Source organism: Bacillus sp. V2I10, assembly GCF_030817055.1.
Taxonomy (GTDB): Bacteria; Bacillota; Bacilli; order Bacillales; family Bacillaceae; genus Bacillus_P.
The window spans coordinates 5051219-5068399 of record NZ_JAUSYV010000001.1 but is presented as its reverse complement, the minus strand read 5'-3'; the positions used below and the strand labels follow the sequence as shown (position 1 = coordinate 5068399).

General features: G+C 39.9%; 19 protein-coding genes. 8 read left to right on the top strand and 11 right to left on the bottom strand.

Annotated features, from left to right (window positions below; translation table 11 throughout):
- Positions 1-22: 22 nt before the first annotated feature.
- From nasC to cobA, 4 genes are all read left to right on the top strand, one after another.
- Positions 23-2158, top strand: coding sequence for an assimilatory nitrate reductase catalytic subunit NasC (nasC, locus tag QFZ72_RS25620; protein ID WP_307438987.1), 2136 nt, complete (start codon positions 23-25; stop codon positions 2156-2158).
- Between the two features lie 180 nt (positions 2159-2338).
- Complete coding sequence (gene nirB / locus QFZ72_RS25615) at positions 2339-4750, top strand: nitrite reductase large subunit NirB (protein ID WP_307438984.1); 2412 nt, start codon at positions 2339-2341, stop codon at positions 4748-4750.
- 35 nt (positions 4751-4785) lie between these two features.
- Positions 4786-5106: a nitrite reductase small subunit NirD gene (gene nirD / locus QFZ72_RS25610; protein WP_307438982.1), complete on the top strand. Its 321-nt coding sequence runs from the start codon at positions 4786-4788 to the stop codon at positions 5104-5106.
- A 73-nt stretch (positions 5107-5179) separates the two neighbouring features.
- Positions 5180-5950, top strand: coding sequence for a uroporphyrinogen-III C-methyltransferase (cobA, locus tag QFZ72_RS25605; protein WP_307438980.1), 771 nt, complete (start codon positions 5180-5182; stop codon positions 5948-5950).
- Positions 5951-6345: 395 nt separating this feature from the next.
- On the opposite strand, the gene QFZ72_RS25600 is transcribed toward cobA, so the two are convergent.
- From QFZ72_RS25600 to QFZ72_RS25575, 6 genes are all read right to left on the bottom strand, one after another.
- Positions 6346-7551: an MFS transporter gene (locus tag QFZ72_RS25600; RefSeq protein ID WP_307438978.1), complete on the bottom strand. Its 1206-nt coding sequence runs from the start codon at positions 7549-7551 to the stop codon at positions 6346-6348.
- Between the two features lie 483 nt (positions 7552-8034).
- Complete coding sequence (locus QFZ72_RS25595; RefSeq protein WP_070879716.1) at positions 8035-8217, bottom strand: YfhD family protein; 183 nt, start codon at positions 8215-8217, stop codon at positions 8035-8037.
- Positions 8218-8298: 81 nt separating this feature from the next.
- Entirely contained in the window at positions 8299-8427 is a 129-nt protein-coding gene (locus QFZ72_RS25590; protein ID WP_307438975.1) for a YfhE family protein, read from the bottom strand.
- A gap of 98 nt (positions 8428-8525) precedes the next feature.
- Positions 8526-9083 (bottom strand): GNAT family N-acetyltransferase, encoded by a 558-nt coding sequence (locus tag QFZ72_RS25585; RefSeq protein ID WP_307438973.1) that lies wholly within the window; start codon positions 9081-9083, stop codon positions 8526-8528.
- A 308-nt stretch (positions 9084-9391) separates the two neighbouring features.
- Positions 9392-10519, bottom strand: coding sequence for an amidohydrolase (locus QFZ72_RS25580; protein ID WP_307438971.1), 1128 nt, complete (start codon positions 10517-10519; stop codon positions 9392-9394).
- Positions 10520-10542: 23 nt separating this feature from the next.
- Positions 10543-11445, bottom strand: coding sequence for a TIGR01777 family oxidoreductase (locus QFZ72_RS25575; protein ID WP_307438969.1), 903 nt, complete (start codon positions 11443-11445; stop codon positions 10543-10545).
- A gap of 161 nt (positions 11446-11606) precedes the next feature.
- Here QFZ72_RS25575 and recX point away from each other — a divergent pair, with 161 nt between their 5' ends.
- A complete protein-coding gene (recX, locus tag QFZ72_RS25570; protein ID WP_307438965.1) occupies positions 11607-12416 on the top strand; it encodes a recombination regulator RecX in 810 nt (269 codons plus the stop codon).
- Between the two features lie 4 nt (positions 12417-12420).
- Here the strand turns inward: recX and QFZ72_RS25565 are convergent, their stop codons facing one another.
- Positions 12421-13092, bottom strand: a complete 672-nt coding sequence (locus tag QFZ72_RS25565; RefSeq protein ID WP_307438963.1) for an SDR family NAD(P)-dependent oxidoreductase — start codon at positions 13090-13092, stop codon at positions 12421-12423.
- Positions 13093-13161: 69 nt separating this feature from the next.
- On the opposite strand from QFZ72_RS25565, the gene QFZ72_RS25560 reads away from it, so the two are divergent.
- Positions 13162-13500 (top strand): YfhH family protein, encoded by a 339-nt coding sequence (locus QFZ72_RS25560; protein ID WP_252203581.1) that lies wholly within the window; start codon positions 13162-13164, stop codon positions 13498-13500.
- A 39-nt stretch (positions 13501-13539) separates the two neighbouring features.
- Here the strand turns inward: QFZ72_RS25560 and QFZ72_RS25555 are convergent, their stop codons facing one another.
- Both QFZ72_RS25555 and QFZ72_RS25550 read right to left on the bottom strand, forming a co-directional pair.
- Entirely contained in the window at positions 13540-13698 is a 159-nt protein-coding gene (locus tag QFZ72_RS25555) for a YpzG family protein (protein ID WP_307438960.1), read from the bottom strand.
- Between the two features lie 30 nt (positions 13699-13728).
- Complete coding sequence (locus tag QFZ72_RS25550) at positions 13729-13893, bottom strand: small, acid-soluble spore protein K (protein ID WP_252208029.1); 165 nt, start codon at positions 13891-13893, stop codon at positions 13729-13731.
- 112 nt (positions 13894-14005) lie between these two features.
- On the opposite strand from QFZ72_RS25550, the gene QFZ72_RS25545 reads away from it, so the two are divergent.
- Positions 14006-14275 carry a YfhJ family protein gene (locus QFZ72_RS25545; RefSeq protein WP_307438957.1) on the top strand — a complete coding sequence of 90 codons (270 nt, stop codon included), beginning with the start codon at positions 14006-14008 and terminating at the stop codon, positions 14273-14275.
- Between the two features lie 34 nt (positions 14276-14309).
- Here the strand turns inward: QFZ72_RS25545 and QFZ72_RS25540 are convergent, their stop codons facing one another.
- Positions 14310-15290, bottom strand: coding sequence for a metal-dependent hydrolase (locus QFZ72_RS25540; protein WP_307438955.1), 981 nt, complete (start codon positions 15288-15290; stop codon positions 14310-14312).
- 331 nt (positions 15291-15621) lie between these two features.
- Between QFZ72_RS25540 and mutY the strand changes: the two genes are divergently transcribed.
- Positions 15622-16710: an A/G-specific adenine glycosylase gene (gene mutY, locus QFZ72_RS25535; protein ID WP_307438954.1), complete on the top strand. Its 1089-nt coding sequence runs from the start codon at positions 15622-15624 to the stop codon at positions 16708-16710.
- A gap of 166 nt (positions 16711-16876) precedes the next feature.
- On the opposite strand, the gene QFZ72_RS25530 is transcribed toward mutY, so the two are convergent.
- Entirely contained in the window at positions 16877-17101 is a 225-nt protein-coding gene (locus tag QFZ72_RS25530; protein ID WP_307438953.1) for a hypothetical protein, read from the bottom strand.
- Positions 17102-17181: the final 80 nt, after the last annotated feature.

The window sequence follows — 17181 nt, the reverse complement described above, 5'->3', positions numbered from 1 at the left end:
TATTTCAGGAGGATGTGAGATCTTGACAGAGTTATTATTGAAATATTTCCGTGAGAAGCAGCAGGAAGTGCAATCGGAAAAATCATACGATACACAATGTCCATTTTGCAGTATGCAGTGTAAGATGCAATTGCTTGAACAATCGATTGTCACAAGAAAAAAGTATATGACAATCGGCAAAGACAATCCTGCTTCAGAGGGCCGTTTATGTATAAAAGGAATGAATGCCCATCAGCATGCTTTGCACAATGAACGTCTTAAATCTCCGTTATTAAAAGTAAATGGTGAATTTATTCAAGTTTCCTGGGAGCAGGCTTTGGACCGCATCAAAGAAAATTTTGCTGAAATTCAAGCAAAAGATGGGCTAAATGCTCTGTCTGTTTATGGAAGTGCTTCAATTACAAATGAAGAAGCGTATTTACTTGGCAAATTTGCAAGAGTGGCTTTAAAAACGAAATACATCGATTATAATGGCCGTTTGTGCATGTCTGCAGCGGCTTCAGCTGCAAGTCAAACATTTGGGATGGATAGAGGTCTAACAAACAGCTTATCTGAAATCCCCTTCGCTAAATGTATAATCTTAGCGGGTACAAACATTGCGGAATGCCAGCCTACGATTATCCCTTATTTTGAGAAGGCGAAAGAAAATGGTGCCTTTATCATCGCGATTGATCCAAGGGAAACAGCTACCACGGATCTTGCTGACCTGCATATGAAAGTGAAACCAGGGAAGGACGCAGCACTTGCTAATGGATTGCTGAAAGTGCTTATAGAGGAAGATTATATTGACCATGCGTTTATCAGGGAACGTGTGAATAGCTTTGAGGAAGTAAAAGAATATGTTTCTTCTTTGGATTTGGAGGATATTGCTCAAATGACAGGTGTTTCGGCTGATCAAATCCGTCTTGCAGCCAAAATGTTCGGGCAGGAAGAATCAGGAATGATCTTTACGGCGAGAGGTGTTGAACAGCAAACAGATGGATCTGCAGCTGTTCGGAATTTCCTGAATATTCTCCTGGTTACGGGGAAAATTGGAAAGCCTAACTCCGGTTATGGAGCCATTACGGGACAGGGAAATGGTCAGGGGGGGAGAGAGCATGGTCAAAAAGCAGACCAGCTGCCAGGATACCGCTCTATTGAAAACGATGAACACAGATCATATATTGCGAGTGTGTGGGGAATCAATAAAGAAGATTTACCAAGAAAAGGTGTCTCTGCTTATGAAATGATAGAGAAAATACATGAAGGTGAAATTACCGGCATGTTTTTAATGTGCTCAAACCCTATTGTTTCTAATCCAAATGCTGATTTTGTCAAAAAAGCATTAAAAAAATTAAAGTATCTTGTAGCTGTGGATATGTTTGTTTCAGAAACTGCTAGATTAGCAGATGTGATTTTACCTGCTTCATCCTATTTGGAAGATGAAGGAACGATGACAAATTTAGAAGGTCGAGTCACATTGAGGGAAGCAAGTTTTCCTTCACCAGGAGAAGTGAAGCATGATTGGCAGATTATTTGTGATCTCGCACATGTTCTAGGAAAAGGCAAGTATTTTCCCTTTCAATCTGCTGAAGAGATTTTTAATGAATTAAGAGTGGCAAGTCGGGGGGGAACAGCTGATTATTATGGCATTACATATGATCGTCTAAGAAAAGAAGGCGGAATTCTGTGGCCTTGTCCAGATCTTGATCATACAGGGACAAAAAGATTATTTGAACAAGCTTTTGCGCATGCGGATGGAAAAGCGGCTATGGCTTTAGTTCCAAACAGCCCGAAAGTCCGGAAAGAAGAACCAAGTAAAGAGTTTCCGTTATATTTAACAACAGGAAGGGTAATGTCACACTACTTGACTGGGGTGCAAACAAGAAAAAGCTCATCATTAGCAGCCAGAAATTTTGAATCATTTATGGAAATTCACCCTAAAACAGCCAAGGAATATCATATTCAAAATCATACGTTAGTGAAAATTGAGTCAAAGCGGGGGAGCATTATAGTTCGAAGCAAATGGTCAGAAAAAATTCGCCTGGACACAGTTTTTGTTCCCTTTCATTGGGCGGACTCTCAAAATATTAATCTGCTTGTTTCAAAAGATTTAGACCCGACATGCAAAATGCCTGGATTTAAGGTGAGTGCAGTTAAAATTGCACCTCTTGTTTAGTCAGGGCAATCATTTAGAAAAAAATCAAACCGGCTGTTTTTACAGCCGGTTTTTCTTATGAAATAAAAACGAAATAGTTTAAATTTTTAAAAAACAATGTCAGAAAACCTTACATAAGAAGTTAAGTTTATTTTTTGCTGTGATATAGTTTAAGAAACTTTCTAAGAGGAGGAACGCCAAGTGAAGAAAAAGCTAATTCTTATCGGCAATGGAATGGCGGGCGTCAGAACCATTGAGGAGGTATTGAACGTATCAGGCGAAGAATTTGAGATTACGATTTACGGAAGTGAACCACATCCGAATTATAATAGGATTTTGCTTTCAAAGGTATTGCAGGGAGATACAGAAGTTAAGGATATTACATTAAATGACTGGGATTGGTACAAAGAAAATAATATTCAATTACATACCGGAGAAACGATCACAAAGATTGATACGGAAATGAAGACTGTTATTTCCGATTCAGGAAGAGTCGAGCGATATGATGAATTGATAATAGCGACAGGATCACTTCCTTTTATCCTTCCAATCGCCGGTGCTGATAAAAAGGGTGTCACGGCTTTTCGTGATATTAGAGATACAGACGAAATGCTTGAAGCCTCTAAAAAATATAAAAAGGCAGCTGTAATCGGTGGCGGATTGCTGGGTCTGGAGGCGGCAAGGGGGCTTTTAAACTTAGGGATGGATGTCTCTGTGATTCATCTATCATCTTATTTGATGGAGCGTCAATTGGATCCGATCGCTGGAAAGCTATTGCAAAAAGAATTAGAAAGTCAAGGGATGAAATTTCTGTTAGAAAAGCAAACTGAAGCAATTATCGGTCATGATCGGGCAAAAGGTTTGAAGTTTAAAGACGGAACGGAAATGGAAGCTGACTTAGTCGTAATGGCAGTAGGTATCAAACCAAATACGAGGTTAGCAAAAGAAAGCGGTCTTTCAGTGAATCGCGGAATTATCGTCAATGATTACCTGCAAACAAATATCCCCCATGTATATGCTGTAGGCGAATGTGCAGAGCATGATGGTATTGCTTACGGATTAGTTGCACCGTTGTATGAGCAAGCGAAAGTATTAGCTAAACACATTAGCGGGAGTGAAACAAACCCGTATAAAGGCTCTGTTGTATCTACTCAATTGAAAGTATCAGGTGTAAATGTATTTTCTGCTGGTGATTTTACAGAAGGAGAAGATAAAAAAGCAATTAAGGTTTTTGATGAACAGGATGGAATTTATAAGAAAATCGTATTGCGCGGAAATAAAATTATCGGTGCCGTTTTATTTGGAGACACGAATGACGGCAGCCGACTGCTCGCGATGATTCAAAAGCAAGCCGATGTTTCAGAGACATCCAAAGTATCCATTCTTCAGCCTATCGGTGAATTGGCGGGATCAAGTCTTGTTGAGAGCATGAGTGCTGAAGAGATGATTTGCGGATGTAATGGAGTATCAAAGGGAGCCATTGTTCATGCTATTCAAAAGCAAGGATGCTCTACAGTCGATGAAATAAAAGCCTGTACTAGTGCTTCTCGTTCTTGTGGAGGCTGTAAGCCGCTCGTTGCGGAGCTATTGCAGTGTACGCTTGGTGAAGATTTTGATGCAGGCGCTCAAAAAGAAGCGGTTTGCGGCTGTACAGATTTATCCAGAGATGAAATTGTAAATGAAATTAAGGCAAAAGGATTGTCGCATACAAAAGAAGTCATGAACGTTCTTGGGTGGAAATCGGAGGAAGGCTGTTCGAAATGCCGTCCAGCTCTTAATTATTATTTGGGAATGGTAAACCCGACTGAATATGAGGATGAGAGAGAATCCCGCTTTGTCAACGAACGCATGCATGCGAACATTCAAAAAGACGGAACATATTCTGTTGTACCCCGAATGTACGGCGGTGTAACGAATGCTAAAGATTTACGACGCATTGCTGATGTTGTGGAAAAGTATGAAATCCCGTTAGTAAAAGTAACTGGCGGACAGCGACTTGACTTATTTGGAGTTAAAAAAGAAGACTTGCCAAATGTATGGAAGGAGCTGGATATGCCTTCTGGTTATGCTTACGGGAAATCACTTCGTACAGTGAAAACGTGTGTCGGAGAACAGTTCTGCCGCTTCGGCACACAAGATTCCATGTCACTTGGAATTGCCCTTGAAAAAAAATTCGAAGGATTGCAAACTCCTCATAAAGTAAAAATGGCCGTTTCTGCCTGTCCTAGAAGCTGTGCAGAATCCGGATTCAAAGATATTGGGTTTATTGGCATTGAAGGCGGATGGGAACTCTATGTAGGAGGAAATGGCGGAACGCACGTACGCGGCGGAGACTTGCTGATCAAAGTGAAAACGGAAGAAGAAGTGATGGAAATCACAGGTGCATATTTGCAATATTACCGGGAAACGGCAAACTATTTAGAGCGTACCTCCGCATGGATTGAGCGGGTTGGATTGACTCATGTTCAATCTGTATTGGAAGATAAGGAAACATGTAAAAAGCTTAATGACCGAATGAATGAAGCTATATCTGTCTATAAGGACCCTTGGAAAGAAATTGTAAATAATGATAAAACAAAGAAAGAATTGTTTGAGAATGTCGTTATGTCTTAATACAGCGGTCTGCAATGAAAAGGGGGAAATCATTCATGGTAAATAATAGTTTAATAAAAGTGCTGGTTTGTGCTGCTGATGAACTTCCAGAACGTTTAGGAAAAACGGTTCGTGTTGAGGGAAATGAGGTTGCGGTATTCAGATTATCTGATGGAAGAGTCCGTGCAGTCGAAAACCGCTGTCCGCATAAAGGTGGCGTGCTCACAGAAGGAATTGTCAGCGGTGAATATGTCTATTGCCCAATGCATGACTGGAAGATCTGTTTAGATGATGGCAAGGTCCAGGATCCAGATAATGGCTGTGTAAAAACATATCAAACGATAATAGATGATAATGATATTTACCTTCTTTTGTAGAATGGGATTCGGTCAATGTAAATAGTATGGAGTCCTGAATCAGTTAGATACTACTCAGAGCTGGAGGAAAAGGATGAAAAAAGGAAAAGTCTATATAGTTGGAGCTGGACCTGGTGACCCGGAATTAATTACCCTCAAAGCTGTGAAATGTCTTGCAGCAGCAGATGTCATCCTGTACGACCGTTTAGTCAATCCTGTCTTGCTGGAACATGCAAAGGAAGAAGCTGAGTTCATATACTGTGGTAAAATTCCGGGAAACCACTGTGTCCCACAAGAGGTTATTCAGAAATTGCTCATTGAAAAATCTCTTGAAGGAAAAACAGTTGTGCGCTTAAAAGGCGGAGATCCATTCATCTTCGGACGGGGTGGAGAAGAGGCAGAAGCGCTCGCCCGACTTGGCATTGCTTTTGAAATTGTGCCTGGCATAACAGCAGGAATAGCAGCGCCTGCGTATGCAGGCATTCCTGTTACCCACAGGGAGTATGGAGGTTCCTTTGCTTTTGTCACAGGTCACTGTACGACAGGTAAACCCGATAACATCCGTTGGGATTGCTTAGCAAAAGGTGTTGACACTATATCCATTTACATGGGAATGAAAAATCTTCCTTATATATGCAAAGAGCTTCAAACATTCGGTAAAAGTCCCCAGACGCCAATAGCTGTCATTGAACAAGGAACGACAATGAATCAGCGCATTGTAACAGGAACTCTCGAATCAATAGTGGAAATTGTTAAAAGTGAAGAAGTGACAAACCCGGCCATGATTGTAATAGGAGAAGTTGTTAATTTGTCGGAGCGTTTATCTTGGTTTTCACAAAGAAAAAGAGAAAAGGTATTTATATAAATAAAAACCTCTAGTTCTAAAGATGAAGATCTATAAGCGAAAAACTAATGACAATTGGAACATGGCAAATAGATAAATTAATACAAAAACGCTTAGGGAAATACCTAAGCGTTTTTGCTTTTCACAACTTATTTGTCAAATGGATGAGGACTTCCTTTTATCATTCTTTTAAATTCAGCAATATATATAAATAAAAACCTCTAGATCTTAAGGTGAAGATCTATAAGCGAAAAACTACTGATAATGGATACATGACAATAGATAATTAATTAATACAAAAACGCTTAGGAAAATACCTAAGCGTTTTTGCTTTTCACAACTTGTTTGTCAAATGGATGAAGACTTGCTTTGTCATTCTTTTAAATTCAGCAATAAAAGGAAATGCATGATAAAGACTAAATTTTAACCGACTTCTTACCGATAACCCATGTCTTTCTCCACGAAAACTGTGCTGAAATTAAGATTGTCAGTGCAGCAATTCCAACAACAGAAAAGACTGCAAATCCAGCATCGTATGTTCCTGTAATTTGTTTTAATGTACCCAGTATGTTTGGTACAAAAAAACCTCCTACACCGCCTGCTGCCCCTACAATTCCGGTAATAAAACCAATTTCCTCGGGAAATCGCTGTGGAACTAGCTGGAAAACAGCTCCGTTACCCATACCAAGGAACAGCATCCCGAAAAACAGCAGAATCGTAACTGCAGTAAAAGATGAAAGAACACTAACTCCAAGCATGCTGATTGCCACTCCAACAAATAGGAACAATAGAAGTTTAACCCCGCCTATCTTATCTGCGATAAATCCTCCTACTGGACGAAAGAAACTGCCTGCTATAACACATAATGTTACAAAGTCACCCGCTCTAACCCTTGATAACCCGTATTCATCCACAAAATAGATGCTCAAAAAGCTGGTAAACCCAATAAAACCTCCGAAGGTTACACTATATAGCAGGCAGAAATACCAAGTATCCTTCATTTTAAATACATTAAAATATTCTTTGACTGGTTTAGCAGCAGGCTGTGATGGAGCGTCCTTTGCGATTAATAGATAAATGACGAAAACGATAGATAAAGGGATTAAGGCCAATCCCATTACATTATGCCAGCCAATTGATTCTGCAAGACGCGGTCCAAATAATGTTGCAAAAAGTGTACCGCTATTGCCTGCTCCAGCTATCCCCATGGCAAGGCCCTGCAAGTGGGGAGGGTACCAGCGGCTAGCCATGGGAAGTGCAGCAGCAAAGCTTGCACCAGCTACTCCAAGCAAAATTCCAATCATATAAAGTTCTGCTAAACTTTCTCCTAATAACCATCCCCACAAAAGGGGCACCATCGTAACGAGCATACCGCCAATTGCTGTTTTCCTAGGGCCGATACGGTCTGTCAGAATACCTAAAATGAGCCGGAATAACGATCCTCCTAAAATTGGAATGGCTACAATCAATCCTTTTTCAGCAGGTGACAGTCCAAAATCCTTTGTAATGTAAACACCTAATGCCCCTAATAAAACCCAAATCATAAAACTGACATCAAAATAAAGAAATGATGCAAATAGGGAAGGGGCATGACCGCTTTTTCTCAAGTCATTTAATTTCATTATCATCTCTCCTAATTTAATTTTTTAAATATTCACTTATTCTACTATTAATGATTTGAGATTTCTTTATATATGTGAGGAAACATGACATGCTTTTAGTTGAAGATGCTATAAATAAAAAAAGAGCTGCCGCAGGCAGCTCTTTCATAGATATCATGATGTCAATCATTGATGTATAGTTAAAATTTGTAAAAATCTTAAAAAATATACGAATATCCATTAAAATAATTATCCACAATGAAAACCCATAAAATTTAAAGGTTCCACAAGTTTATACACATTATCCACAATTTAAATAGAGGTTGTCCACAATATTATTAAAAAATCTGACAATTTTTCATCTAACTGTATTAATAAGTGTCTAATGAAAATTATCCACAAAACACACATAGGTGTTGATAACATTATCCACAGCTTATCTAAGAAAAATAATAAAAAAGAGAGCGCATTAAGCACTCCCCTTTTTGTATTATACATAAATCGTTATTTCCCCTGACGCTCATCTGCAGCTTTAGCTCTTGCTTGAGCCGTTTTATCTGCCTGATCTGCGAGTTCAGCTGAATATTCTTCATAAACTCCATCAGATTCTTTTTTAAGATTTTTTGGAACTTGTGCTAAATTATTTTTGCTTTTGCTTCTAGAATGCTGGCTATTTGCTCTGCCCATTTTTTAGCCCCCCTGAAGTTAGCTTGAACATAATATGTTCATTGCTTAGTTTATCTCAACTGGAGGATGGTATGCTGGCAGTTAATGACTCGATTTGCTTTTTATGTATCCGCCTGCACGATCAGCCATTTTAAATTCTCTTGAATAGGTTACTTCCTGTGCACCGCTTAAAGAATTGCGGGTTTTTTCGCGTTTTCTTTTATCAGCCATTTCGTTCACCCTTTCTTTTATGTGTCAGCACTATTTTTGTCATCTTTCAGGAATCTCATACAAGAAAACCTGCTCGAAGTTGAGCAGGTTTTGTATCATTACGCTTCTTTAAGATGCTGTTCCTCTGGCGATGCAGCAGTACGCATTGTATAGAAGGTGTATAGGTCTTTTGAAATTTCGTATAAGTTATAAATATCCTCGCCCTGATTGATTTCGTCCAGAAGAGGTTTTCTTGTTTCATTAGCATTTACTACATAAGGCAGCTTTTCAGCGGCTTTTGTTGAGCGGATGTTTTTCTTTCTGATGCGGAGAAAAATCCGTTCAATGTCAAGCTCAAAAAAGAGTTCATTGAAAAAAGCATCTTTAGCAGCCTGGTTATAGCCTTTTCCATGAAATGGCTTCCCAAGCCATGTTCCAAGAAACCCGGCATTGTCCTGAATATCAAATAAACTGATCGTTCCGATTGGAGAGCCCCATTCATCGAGAATGGTACGTGAAATCAATTCCCCGCGTTCTTCTGCTTCAATCGTTTGTTTTGTTAAAAATAGATATTCATTAATTGATGCAGCTTTGTGGCGCACAAAAGGGAAGACATCAGGGTGAACCATTTGATCATAGAGCGGCTGACTGTCTTGAATATCACGTTTTTTTAGCATCTGCTATCCCTCCAACCAGAGGGCAGACTTACAGACTTGTCGTGTTGAAGTCCCACCCTCGAAATTTTTTAAATTAGATAAAAAAATTTCGGGGTGGGAATCGAACCCACTAGGACCAGTTTACTGGTGGCGCACCATTTGCCTTCCCACGCATTTGCATCATTCGGTTTTTAGTACTTATTTTATTACTCTATCCTCTCGTATCATACTCGATTTTTTTTCAAAATGAAACTATTTTTTTGTTATTTTTTTATGAATTTGAGCACATTTTTTTATGCGGGAAAACGCGTATATTTCAAGAGGAAAATTCAGGTTTTTTGAAAGGCGATTTTCCCGTTAATCATTGTCAGCTCGGGCTTTGCAAGGTAGTGAAAAGGGTGGTGATTCCATAGCACTATGTCCGCGTCTTTTCCTATTTCAAGACTCCCTGTCCGGTCATCAATTAACAGGTTTTTGGCAGCAGTAATAGTAATGGCTTCTAGCGCCAATTTTTCCTCAAAACCTTCTCTTACGGCGATGGATGCCACAACATTTAAGTACTGAATAGGTGTATATGGATGATCTGTTGTAATGGAAACCTCAACGCCGCGGTCTGCTAATGCCTGATAAGTAAGCCAGCTTTTATTTTTAAGCTCTACTTTGGACTTTCTTGTTAGCGTAGGACCTACACTAACCTTTATGTTTTTCCCTATAAACTCATCTGCAATAAGATGTCCTTCAGTACAATGTTCAATTCTGAAATCAAGATTGAATTCTTCAGCAAATCGTATGGCTGAAAGGATATCATCTGCGCGGTGAGCATGAATACGCACCGGTATTTCGCGATTAAGCACTTTGCGGATGGAAATCGATCTGAAATCATCTGGCTCTTTGCTGCACTGTGCTTTGTAAAAAGCCTCTCTGAGCATCCCCATAATACCCATTCTCGTAATGGAATCTTTGTTGCCATGACTGTGTATACGTTTGGGATTTTCCCCAAGTGCGATTTTCAAAGCGGCCGTTTCAACGACGATCATGTCCTTAATATTTACGCCATGTGTTTTTATGACAGATGTTGTTCCTCCGATCACATTTGCACTTCCAGGCATAATATGAACGGTGGTAATGCCATACTGAATGGCATCCTTAAAACCTTGATCAAGAGGATGAACCCCGTCAAGAGCGCGAATGTGCGGAGAGAGCACTTCAATGGTTTCATTGGCATCATTTCCTGCCCATCCCGTACCTTCATCATAAAGGCCAAGATGTGTATGAACATCAATGAAGCCAGGGAACAAAAATTGCTCCTTGCAGTCGATTATTTTAGTTCCTTCCGGGCATGGCAGCTGTTTGCCGATTGCCATAATTTTGCCGCGGGAAACATAGAGATCGGTTTGATAAAGTGGTTTTGATGTAACGGGATAAATTGTTGCATTCCTAAATAAAAAGCTATCCATGATAAACTCCTATTCTCGTGTCCTTATGTGGATTTTAATATGTCAGATAGCGCTTCTTCAAGCACTGAATGTGAAAATTGAAAGTTATTTTCCAGTGCGACTTTCGGAATCACCCGCTGGCCTTCGAGAACAAGAATGCTTTTTTCTCCGAGTGCAAGCTTTAAAGCAAGGCTTGGAGCAGGAATCCAATGAGGACGGTGCAGCACTTTGGCAACCGTTTTTCCGAAATCCTTCATTTGAACAGGATTTGGAGATGCTGCATTAACAGGACCTTCAATCGATTTTTGAAGAAGCAAAAAGTGAATAAGTTTCACTACATCATTTATATGAATCCAAGACAGCCATTGTGTGCCGGAGCCAACCGTTCCTCCAGCAAATAATTTATAAGGCAGTATAATAGAAGGAAGAGCGCCTTTCTCTCCTAATATAATACCGAAGCGTGTAAATACGGTCCGCACATCAAGCTCTGATATTCTGGCTGCTTCTTGCTCCCATTTAATAACCGTTTCTGAGAGAAAGTCTGATGCTTTCGGACGGGATTCCTCTGTAAATGTTTCTTCTTCCGATGTCCCGTAAATTCCGACAGCGCTGGCATTTATTAGCACCTCAGGCTTCGTCTCGAGATTCTGGATGATCCTGTATACTTCATTAGTTGTTTTGACTCGGCTTTCAACAATTTGTTTTTTTGCTTCTTCCGTCCACCTGTCATTTATGGATTTACCTGCAAGGTTAATGAAAGCACTTATTCCATCAAGTTCGCGTTCAGGAGCGGCTCCTTCTGTCATCCATTCAATGTATTGAAGCCCGGATTTCGTACTTTCTTTTTTCGTTCTGCTTAAAATCAGCACTTTGTTTCCGTTTTCTAAAAGATAGTCCGTGAGCTTCTTTCCTATAAAACCGGTTCCGCCAGCAATCGCAATTTTCATTGTATCACTCCTTGTTATTCTCTATCCTTATATTTCATCAATCAAACCCCGATAATCCTTCTTAATATGCTGAGAAAGATAAGATTCTTCAAATGTCGCCAAAGCGTTTACATTAAGCCGTCTGAAAGCGAAATATGATAAGATGGAGGAGAGGTGTCAATATGCCAATAATAACGAAAATTACGACTCAAAAAAGCAGTGAAGAGCGTTTCAATGTCTTTTTGAATGAGGGCAGCGGCGAAAAATTCGCATTCAGTGTTGATCAGAATGTCCTTTTGAAATTCGGTCTTAGAAAAGGTCTTGAACTGGACGAGATGGAAATCCTGGAAATTCAATATGGAGATTCAGTGAAAAAAGCGTTCAATAAAGCCATTGAATATTTAGGATTCCGAATGCGCTCTGAAAAAGAAGTAGCGGACATGCTGCTGAAAAAAGAGTATGAAGATGCCGTTGTTTCTGAAGTGATGCACCAGCTGCGCCACTATAAATATGTAAACGATGAAGAGTTTGCAGATGCATATATCCGCACGCACTGGAAAACCGGGGGAAAAGGTCCTGGTGTGATGAAGCAGGAGCTTTCATTAAAAGGCATCAGCAAGGACATTGCCGAAAAAGCTCTTTTGCAGTATTCAAAAGAAGATCAAGTGGAACAAGCGATGGTCCACGCCGAAAAGGTTGTTCGGAAAGAAACGAAGATCTCCACTGTACAGATTAAGCAAAAAGTGGAACAGACACTTATGAGAAAAGGCTTCAGTTATGATGTCATCTCTATTGTAAAAGAAGAATTAATGTATGAAAATAATGATGATGAAGAGTGGAATTCCCTTGTTCTTCAGGCAGAAAAACTGAAAAGGAAATATGCCAAAGGAGCACAGTCTCAATATAAAATGAAAATGAAGCAGGCCCTATACAGAAAGGGTTTCTCAATTGAAATCATCGACCGTTATTTAAACGAAGAAGAGCAGGATTGATATCCTACTCTACTATGATTTCGGTTCTGCCGTCATCAAGGCGATAAATCTTTTCTGCAATAACTGCCGGTGATTTAAGACGGGTTTTATCTTTAATGTGTTCATTATTGTCCCAAAAGGGTGTATCCATGCCGCCCATATAAGCTCCGGCAATCGTAATGTCCGTTCCGTCCAGCTCTTTTACAAGACTTTCTGTAAAACCCCTGACGGCGAATTTCGATGCAACGCACACACTTTCGTTTACCTTGCCCCGCAGTCCGGCAGTAGAGATAATATTTAGAATTTTACCTGTACCTTTTTTCATGAATTCTTTTATAAAAGCCTGGGTTAAAAAAATAGTGCCTTTTACATTTGTATCCAGCATTTCACTGATATCTTCAGCTGATAATAAAGTGACTGGCCCAAAGTGGCCTACTCCCGCATTATTAATAAGTACAGCTGCATCGTGCTTGGTGAACAACGATGTGCATAAGGACTTCACTTCATCATGATTTTGGATATTCACGGTATATGTAAAGACTTCAAGCTCCTGGCTTTGCTGCAGAATGTCTTTCGTTTGCTGAAGCCGTTCATGATTTCTCCCGATTAAAATGATTTCATTAAAATCTTTGCTGTATTGCAGAGCGAGTGCTCGCCCAAGCCCTGAACCGGCTCCTGTAATAGCTATAGCTGACATTGGCTCACTCCTTCTAATTATTACTTATATTCTATACTTATTTTAACGAAATGAGAAAGGATGATCATTTTGCAGACAAAACGATACAGTACTCTGACTGAATATGAGCTAAAAACAGAAATTGCCCAGCTGCGTGAAAAAGCGCGTAAAGCGGAACAATTGGGAATGATAAATGAGTTTGCTGTTTTAGATCGTAAAATGACAATGGCGCAAGCCTATTTACTGAATCCGGACAGCTTCTTGCCTGGAGAGGTTTATGAAATTGAAGGAGCACCCGGAACATTTTTCAAAATCTCCTATATGAATGGTGTCTTTGCCTGGGGCTATCGTCTGGAAAGCCCAAGTGATGAAGAGGGTATTCCAATTTCAATGCTCGGTGAGAAAAAGGATGAAAACGAACCACACTGAATGACTTTCATTCAGCATGATTCGTTATTCCTTAAAAATCTATGATCTTTTTTTTGTTTCTGCTTCTAAAATAATTAAGTCCTGGGTCAGCTGTGTCTGTCCATTTACCTGAGAATGTGCATGCTTAGGATTAGCCCAGGGCTGCTGAAACGGATTTGCATATCTGTTGTTATAGAACTTCTTATGGTTTGAACCCATTATAAGCACCTCCGCAAAATTTGTGAAAAATCAAGAACCAATATCATTGCGTTCGCCTGATGCTCTCATTCTTTCCTGCGGGTTAGTGTTGGTTGTACCATTCGCTCTTTTTGAGGCGAAGTCATCTTTTGCTCTTGGTTCTCCCTCAAATTTGTTGCTGGATTGAATCGGAAAGTCTTTTGCTTTATTCCGCATGCGTATGACCTCCAATGGGTTTAAATAGCTTCAATAACTGAAGCGTATTTATAGTATGTGATGCTGCAGCTAAAACTATAAGCATGAATCAATGCCTCAGGGGTGATGAAAAATGGAAACATATTATGAACGTTTAACTAAGCTGCTGATGGAAAAAAATCCGTCCTTAAGCTTTGAAAAAGCCCGCACCTGGATTGAACTCCTCTGGGAGGATTTTGAAGCAACATACGCCAAAGCCGGCGAAAAGTACCGCGGAAAAAATGTAACGGAGAAAATAGTGACGCAATGGATTACCAACTACGGTGAGCATTTGCATGAGTTTTTAGCAACAAATCCTAAATACAAGCATTTACTGAATGATGATGATCATTTGCTGCATTAAAAAACTTGGCTCCGATTGGGGCCAAGTTTTTTATTTATTCGGGAAGAAGATCTAATTTTTTTCTGAGCTTTTCCTCGCTGAATATCCAGCCTGTATACGAACTGACAATGTTTAAATCCTGATCGAGCTGAACGATGGCAACAAAGGGGTAATGCCCTTTGCTCCGGTAGCGCAAGTCGATAAATTTCACCTCGTAATGGTCTGTGTATTCGTCAACCTCCCACCTGTAAACAGGGGAGAAAGATAAGAACGCAGAAATATTTTCATCCCGTTCAGCAGCTTTAATAACATCTGTTTGAGGTACGGGAACCCGTTCATATTCATCAAGGATTGTCAGTTCATTATTAAGTGAACGTCCCACGTAGTAATGGTTTTTTGAAATGATCGCGATCCGCCATTTTCTGAATTTCATCGTTGGGGAAATAATGATTTTTTCTACATCGCCATATTTCGCATGAATTTTATGAACAATTCTTCTCTTCATAATAAATCTGAGAATGTAGTACCCGAACGCAACGATAAAGACTGTTAAAAATGTATAGCCTGCAGGTGCTCCAAATATCCAAACCACAATTCCTGCTGTATAAATCAAGAACAAGATTGGATCAAAGGTATTGATCATGCCAAGTGCGATCCACTTTTGTGAAAATGGGCGAAGTGCCTGGGTTCCGTAGGCATTAAAAATATCAACAAATACATGAAGTACAACAGCGACTGTGGTCCATATGGCCAAATGCAGCAAATCAGCCCGCGGGAAGATCCAGTACAAAAGAGCAGTAATCAAAACGGACCAAAGAATTACAGCAGGTATAGAGTGAGTAATCCCACGGTGATTGCGAATATATTTAGCGTTATTTCTAAATTTTAATACGGTATCAAGATCGGGTGCCTGAGACCCTGCAATGGCTCCGATCATAACGGCCTGTGCAGTCACAGGATCTGTGCCTACTGAGGGATCAAGTGTTGCAAGCCCGCCAAGAGCAATACCCATCACAACATGTGTGCCTGTATCCACTCATTAAAACCTCCTGTCACTATCTTATGATGAAATAAGGTTTTCTCATCCCTTTATTTTATAGGATACATTACTGATTATTATGGTTTATGTGAGAAGGCATGCCTGCCCCTTTTTAATTTGCGGCGAATGCTGTATGATTTTTTAAGAAATAAGAACTAGAAATTTTTGCGCATTGGTGTCTAGCTCCATCGCCCAACTTCTCGGCCAGAACGGATCTGTCATGCCTGCGAAAAACGGGGCTTGCGTTTTTCTTAGTTGAAACAAATGAAAGCCTACCATCTATTTTCCCAAATTTCCTATAAAAATAACATACGGAGGATATTTAAATATGCTCGACTCAATTGATAAAAATTTACATTCATTGAATATAGACGAATTTAGAAAAGATTTAATTTCGTGGTATTTGCTTGAGAAAAGAGATCTGCCTTGGAGACTTAATCAGGATCCTTATAAAATATGGGTATCTGAAATTATGCTTCAGCAGACAAGAGTTGATACAGTTATTCCGTATTTTCTTGCCTTTACAGAAAAGTTCCCGACACTTGAAGCCCTGGCTGATGCGGATGAAGAAGATGTTCTGAAAGCGTGGGAGGGACTTGGCTATTATTCAAGAGTACGCAACTTGCATTCAGCTGTTAAAGAGGTCATGAGCAGCTACGGGGGCATTGTACCTGATACACCTGAGGAGATCAGTAAACTAAAAGGAGTGGGTCCTTATACAAAAGGGGCCATTTTGAGCATTGCCTATAACGTGCCGGAGCCTGCAGTAGATGGAAATGTGATGAGAGTGATGTCGCGTATTCTATCTATTTGGGAGGATATCGCAAAGCCAAAAACCCGCAAGATTTTTGAAAACATTCTATATGAGGTAATCTCAAAGGAACAGCCTTCAGAATTTAATCAGGCATTAATGGAGCTTGGCGCGATTATTTGCACCCCGACGTCACCAACATGTCTTATGTGCCCTGTCAGAGAGCATTGCCACGCGTTCCATGAAGGTGTGCAAAGAGAACTCCCTGTCAAAAGCAAGAAGAAAAAGCCTAAACAAGTCACTATGGCCGCTGCCGTTCTGAAAGATGAAGATGGCCATTATTACATCCATAAACGCAATTCTTCAGGACTTCTCGCTAATTTATGGGAGTTTCCAAACTGTGAAACATCGATTGACATCGTCTCGCAAAAAGAACAGCTTGTGAATTTCCTGAATGATGAATATGAGACAGATGCTGAGCTTGAGCCGCTTACAGGCACCATTCAGCATATATTTTCTCATTTAGTCTGGAACATTTCCGTCTATACCGGTCAGCTTAAACCTGGCAGCAGCTATAAAGATCTTGTAAAAGTGACAGAAACTGAAATGCAGAGATACGCGTTTCCTGTTTCACATCAGAAGATTTATCAGATGTCACTTCAGTAATGTTTTTGATAAAAACGGGTGAGAGTGTGCAGAAATTTGTGTGAGTTTCCAATAATTCACATAATTACATAATTTACAGAGAAAGAAGTTTTAACGCGTGAACAAATAAATTGATATGCGCCATTTAAAAACACACAAAACCGGCCTGTTTAACGGCCGATTCGTGTTAGTCATAGCTTATTTTTGTCCCGTGTGTGTAATCAGCTTCATTGCGTTTTAAACCGCCCCGTTCTTCAATTTCCTGTATGATCTCACGGTGTATTGTTTGCCCTTCGGCGTTTAAATAAAGCATCATTTGCTGAAGTCCATGATGAAAGTAAGCTAATTCATTGTCCTTCCACTCATGGATGGACATCATGGATAATTCAGTCATATCACGGCCTACATACATAAGCAATCCTCCTCTACTACTCGCTTGTCCTATTGTTTGATACAATATAGGCAACTATACGATTAACAGCAAATAAGGAG